The 5,999-nt window shown below is 69.0% G+C and carries 4 protein-coding genes and 1 CRISPR repeat array; of the genes, 3 read left to right on the top strand and 1 reads right to left on the bottom strand.

Translation table 11 applies throughout. The annotated features are described in order from the left end of the window. The 3 genes from D588_RS0113135 to D588_RS0113125 form a co-directional block, all read left to right on the top strand. A partial coding sequence (locus D588_RS0113135; protein WP_017916308.1) for a DUF2058 family protein occupies positions 1 to 513 on the top strand: 513 nt, incomplete at its 5' end. A gap of 2 nt (positions 514 to 515) precedes the next feature. After that, positions 516 to 2,663, top strand: coding sequence for an acyltransferase family protein (locus D588_RS0113130; RefSeq protein ID WP_017916307.1), 2,148 nt, complete (start codon positions 516 to 518; stop codon positions 2,661 to 2,663). Positions 2,664 to 2,702: 39 nt separating this feature from the next. Further along, positions 2,703 to 3,560: a transporter gene (locus D588_RS0113125; protein WP_232764297.1), complete on the top strand. Its 858-nt coding sequence runs from the start codon at positions 2,703 to 2,705 to the stop codon at positions 3,558 to 3,560. A gap of 120 nt (positions 3,561 to 3,680) precedes the next feature. After that, a CRISPR array of direct repeats spans positions 3,681 to 5,222; the repeat unit is 31 nt; unit sequence GTTTCAATCCACGCGCCCGTGAGGGCGCGAC. Positions 5,223 to 5,472: 250 nt separating this feature from the next. Here D588_RS0113125 and D588_RS0113120 read toward each other — a convergent pair. Further along, a partial coding sequence (locus tag D588_RS0113120) for an NAD(P)-dependent oxidoreductase (protein ID WP_017916305.1) occupies positions 5,473 to 5,999 on the bottom strand: 527 nt, incomplete at its 5' end.

The raw sequence follows: 5,999 nt of genomic DNA, 5'->3' as shown, positions 1-5,999 counted from the left end.
GGGCGCGGCCGTCCGCACGGGAACGGCCCTGGCCAAGGCAAGCCGCAGGGCGCGGGCGGCCAGCCGGGGCGGCCGCCGCGCAGCCGCGAGGACATCGACCTGGCCAAGGCCTATGCGATCCGTGCCCAGCGCGAGAAGGACGAGCGCATCGAGGCCGAGCGGCAGAAGCAGGAAGAAGCGCGCCTGCGCCGTGAAGCGCGGGCCAAGCTTGACGAACTGCTCAAGGGCCAGGCGCTGAACCACGCCGAGGCCGACATCGCCCGCCATTTCCCCTATGGCGGCAAGATCAAGCGCATCTACGTCACCGCCGACCAGCTCAAGGCGCTCAACGCCGGCGAGTTGGGCGTGCTGCAGCAGAACGGCCGCTACCTGCTGGTGACCGCGGCGCTGCTGGACCAGGCCGAAGCGATCTTCCCGGCGGCGGTGGCGCTGCGGGTCGATCCGAACGCGACGGCAGAAGAAGACCCCTACGCCGATCCCAAGTACCAGATCCCCGACGATCTGGTCTGGTAAACGTGGCGCTGCCAGGGACGGGCACGCTGGCCGCCGGGCGCGGCCACACGCCGCCGCACGCGCAGGCCGGCGGCGGCTATCTGCCGTACGTGGACGGGCTGCGCGCGATCGCGGTGCTGGCGGTGATCGCCTACCACCTCGATCCGGCATGGCTGCCGGGCGGGTTCACCGGCGTGGACATGTTCTTCGTGATCTCCGGCTTCGTGGTCAGCGCGTCGTTGCAGCGCCTGCCGGCGGCCGGACAGCTGGGCGTGTTCGCGCAGTTCTATGCGCGGCGCCTGCGCCGCATCGCGCCAGCCCTGGTGGTGTGCCTGCTGGTCACGGCCCTGGCCAGCGGCCTGTTCATTCCCGAGTCCTGGCTCAGCGAGACCAGCGCCAGGACCGGGCGCATGGCCTTCGTCGGCCTCAGCAACTGGGTGCTGGCCGCGACCGGCAACGATTACTTCTCGCCCAAGGCCGAATTCAATCCGTACACGCATACCTGGTCGCTGGGCGTGGAGGAGCAGTTCTATCTGCTGTTCCCGCTGCTGTTCCTGGCCTGGAACCGTGGCGGCCGCGGTCGGGTGTGGTCGACGCTGCTGGTGGCGCTGGCCTCGGCCGCCTCGCTGGCGTTCGCCTGGCGGCATAGCCGCGATGCCGGCGATGCGGCGGCCGCGTTCTACCTGACCACCGCACGCTTCTGGCAACTGGGCAGCGGCGTGTTGCTGTACCAGGTGCTGGCGCTGCGCGGACGCTTCGAGGCCGGGACGCAGGCGCCGCCGCCGGGCGCCTGGAGCTGGCGTTCGCCGTTGCTGGCGATGGCGCTGGCGGCGGTGGTGGTCGGCCTGTGGTGCGCGCGTCCCGGCCACTCGCCGTGGCCGGATGGACTGTGGCCGGTGTTGGGCACACTCGCCCTGCTGGCCCTGTTGCATGGCGCCCCGGCCGGCTGGATCCGGCGCGCGCTGGCGCACCGCGTCCCGGTGGCGATCGGCCGCGTCTCGTATTCGCTGTATCTGTGGCACTGGCCGGTGTTCGTGCTGTTCCGCTGGACCGTCGGTCTGGAATCGGCGCCGACCAGAGCCGCAGCGCTGCTGCTGGTCGCCTTGCTGGCGCTGGCCTCGTATCGCTGGGTGGAGCTGCCGTGGCGGCATGGCCGCATCGGCCGCGCGCGCACGCCGGCGCGGACCATCGTCGCCGGGCTGGGCCTGGTGCTGCTCGCCGGCGGCACCCATGCGCTGCTGCAGAACGCCCAGCGCTATTACGGGTTGAGCACGGTCAGCCGGCATCCGCTGGACTGGTACGCCTATGCCAAGGGCCTGCGCCGGGAGTTTCCGCAGTGCGCGCTGCAGACCCGCCAGGTGCCGGTGCAGGTGGGCAGCGCCAAGCTGTTCGAGCGTGGCGCCTGCACGCTGCCCAACCGCGATGACGGCGGCCAGGTGTTCGTGGCCGGCGACTCGCATGCGCTGGCCTACAACGAACTGCTGCGGCGCTTCGCGCTGCAGAGCGGGGTGCCGGTGCGACTTTACGGTGTCGGCGGTTGCCCGATCGTCGGCCTGCAGGCCTGGCAGGCCAGCAATCCCGGCTGCCAGGCCTATGAGCGCAGCACCCTGGCCGACGTCGCCGCGCACGCGCGCGACGGCGATGTGCTGTTTCTGCCCGCCCTGCGCGTGCTGCGCCTGGCCGATCAGGACCGCCTGTTCGACGAGACCGCGGCGATGGCCGAGCAGGAGGGCGCCGAGGCGCAGGCCGCGCGCAGCGCTGGCGAAGCGGCTGCGGTCGCGCTGCTGCAGCCCTTGGCGCAGCGCGGCGTGCGCATCGTCTTCGAAGCGCCCAAGCCGGTGCTGCGCGCGCCGCCGTATCGCTGTTCGGACTGGTTCAACCGCGGCAATCCGATCTGCGCGCGCGGCATCCCGATCGCACGCGCGACGATGGAGCGCTACCGTGCGCCGGTGCTGCAGAGCCTGCAGCGCATCGCCGCGCAGCTGCCGCATGCCTCGGTGTGGGATCCGTTGCCGCTGCTGTGCGACGCGCAGTACTGCAGCGGCAGCCGCGACGGGCGCCCGCTGTTCTTCGATGCCGATCACCTCAGCGGCTACGGCAACCGGGTGCTGCTGCCGGGCTTCACATCGCACATTGCGGCGATCCAGGCACACTCGCCGCCGGCGCCTTGAGGCGCAGCCCTCCGCTCCCGCATCGCAAGGAGTTCGCGCATGCCTGTTCTGCCTTTTCTCGCGCCGCAGCGATCGCGGGCGGTGCCGTCGTTCGTCGCCACCCACCATGGCCGCCGGCCGCAGTTGCGCCGCCGCGGCGATGCGCTGCTGCGCGGGGCGCTGCTGCTGGCGGCCACTACCGGCACTGCCGGCGTGGCCTGCGCCGAGGACACGCCGGCGTTCGACCGGCCCGGTATCGGCTTCGCCTCGACCACCCTGCAGCGTGGACAGTTGGCCTGGGAGCAGGCGTTCTTCGATGGCAGCTACGACCGTGACGGCGACGTGCGCAGCACCGAATACGTCGCCAACAGCCGGCTGCGGTTCGGCCTGAGCGCGCGCACCGAGTTGCAGCTGGCGATCGACAGTCAGGTGTGGCAGCGCGTGCGTGGTGGCGGGCAGGACCAGCGCGGGCACAGTGGTGGCGACGCCAGTATCGGCTTGAAGCAGGCCTTGCCCAGCGCCAGCGACCGCGTCAGCTGGGCCTTGCTCGGCAGCGCCAGCCTGCCGGTCGGGCGCGCGCCGTACGGCGATGCCGGCCACCGCTACGACCTGGGCGTGAGCGCCGGCTGGGACCTGCCGGAGGGGCGCAGCCTGGCGCTGTACGGCAATGTCAGCGACAGCGAGGACGGCTCCGGCTGGAGCGTCTCGCCGAGCTACACCTTCTATGCGGGCGACACGCTGAGCGCCTACGTCGAGGCGGGCATCGGCGGCGGCGAGGACAAGATGCGCGCGCTCGGCAGCGGCGTCACCTGGCTGTTCGCCAACCGCGTGCAACTGGATCTGTCGGTGCTGCGCGGCCTGTCGTCGCAGACCCCGGACTGGCAGGGCGGCCTCGGCATTTCGGTGTTGCTGCGCTGAGGTCCATGGTGCGGTGATGTCGTGAATCGCGCCTACGCGCAACCAAGGGCTTGCACTGTTCCACCCAGGCGCCTTGGATGGCGGGACAGGCATGCGTGAGCGAGTCCCAGCTGGCAAGGGGGTTCAATCCATACGCCCGTGAGGGCGCGGCACGGCAATCGGCATGTAGCACCACGTCGGCCAGTCGTTTCAATCCACACGCCCGTAAGGGCGCGACCTGCTACATTTCCGCGGTCGCGCGCGCGTATCTCCAGTTTCAATCCACGCGCCCGTGAGGGCGCGACGTGATGCCGGTGATGTTCGCCGCGAGGTTGACGATGTTTCAATCCACGCGCCCGTGAGGGCGCGACGCCAGCCACAATGCCCCCAATATCGCGACGATCACGTTTCAATCCACGCGCCCGTGAGGGCGCGACATTGACGGTCATGTACTGGCCGTTGGTTGTGTTGAAGTTTCAATCCACGCGCCCGTGAGGGCGCGACAACTGAACTCGCGTCGCAAAATCTCGCACGTCAGTTTCAATCCACGCGCCCGTGAGGGCGCGACGCGGTCTGACCTCCAGACGACCACAAGCCCTGGGAGTTTCAATCCACGCGCCCGTGAGGGCGCGACATAGCTGTCTCTCTCTCTCAGGGATGGGTGGTTAGTTTCAATCCACGCGCGCGTGAGGGCGCGACCGTCGTAGATCGGCGCAGTCCAAGGCATGGTCGCGTTTCAATCCACGCGCCCGTGAGGGCGCGACACTCGTAGTCGGAGCGGCCCAGCAGCTTCCACAGGTTTCAATCCACGCGCCCGTGAGGGCGCGACAGGACGTCGGTGACGAGCACCGGCTTGTTGAGCGGGTTTCAATCCACGCGCCCGTGAGGGCGCGACATGGGCTTCTTGGTGGTCATCGCGGGTAGGTGGCGTTTCAATCCACGCGCCCGTGAGGGCGCGACCCACATGCACACGGCCAGCGCGGCAAAGACAATGGCGTTTCAATCCACGCGCCCGTGAGGGCGCGACGCTCGTGCTGCATGGAAGATCCTTAGTTGATGGTGGTTTCAATCCACGCGCCCGTGAGGGCGCGACACGCGTCCCGCCATACGCCCACCGGATCGATTTGCAGTTTCAATCCACGCGCCCGTGAGGGCGCGACACCGTTGGCGTCGATGATCGGCGCGCTGGAACGGTAGTTTCAATCCACGCGCCCGTGAGGGCGCGACACGCACTGGCGGTCGGGAGACTGCGAGACGAAGATGTTTCAATCCACGCGCCCGTGAGGCGCGACGTAATTGCGTTTTGCTTTTCCTCGGTGGTGGTCAGTTTCAATCCACGCGCCCGTGAGGGCGCGACACCTGAATTTCGCCCTGGACGGGCCGGTGCCGGCGTTTCAATCCACGCGCCCGTGAGGGCGCGACCGGAATTGGCGCGTGATCCTGTCAGCGCGGTCCTGTTTCAATCCACGCGCCCGTGAGGGCGCGACTTCGACAGCTTCAAGGAATCGCCGGACTACGCATGGTTTCAATCCACGCGCCCGTGAGGGCGCGACCGTACAGCTCGTAGTCGTCCCGGATCGGGAACTGGTTTCAATCCACGCGCCCGTGAGGGCGCGACTGAAGTCGTTAGAACTTTGGAGGTTGCTGAATGGGTTTCAATCCACGCGCCCGTGAGGGCGCGACAGCCCTCAGCATAACTGCCGGCCGGGACTAAGGAAAAAGTGCCGATTTCGCGAAACGGGCGTGCGGCGACGTGCAGGGGGCGGGGCTGCCTTGCCCGGTTTCATGGTGCCCAGGCATTTCGCTTTTTCGATCAAGTGCTTATCGGGATTCGCGAACCGGCCGGTAAAACCCCGGGCGCTTCCGGTTCGCGCCGACGGCGCACATCCTTGCTCCGCCATCCGAACCCGGTGTGCCGATCAGCGCCAGGCGCTCAGTCGCTGACGGCGCGCCCGTCGTTGGGCGGCAGCACCTCGGGCACGTGCGTGTCGTATTGGTGCAGCACTTCCGCGAAACCATGGCGCGGTTGCCAGCCCAGTGCGTCCAGCGCCCGTTGCGGCGAATAGACGCGATCGATCCGTTCCGGCAGTGCCCAGCCGCGTTGCGCGAACGCCGCCACCAGCGTCGGCGCGCGGCGGTGCAGGATCGCCGGTGCTGCGGTGTGCAGTTCGGCGCAATCTTCGCGCAGGAACGGGGTGGCGCCGGAGATCACGAACGTCGCGCTTGCCGGCCCGGCATGCCGCAATGCCGCAGCATGGGCCTCGGCGACGTCGCGCGCGTCGATGCCGCGATGCAGGCGGAATGCCGCCATCACGTTGACCGGTTCCGGGAAGCAGCGCGACATGCGCAGGATGCGCACGCTCGGCCCGCCCTGGTCGGCCGCTTCTCTCAGCAGCGCCTCGGCCTCCAGCTTGGTGTGGTGGTAGATGGTCTGCGGCTGCGGCGCCAGCGTCTCGTCGA

It is taken from the genome of Xanthomonas sp. SHU 308, assembly GCF_000364645.1.
Classification (GTDB): Bacteria; Pseudomonadota; Gammaproteobacteria; order Xanthomonadales; family Xanthomonadaceae; genus Xanthomonas_A; species Xanthomonas_A sontii.
This window is presented reverse-complemented; position numbering and strand designations above follow the sequence as displayed.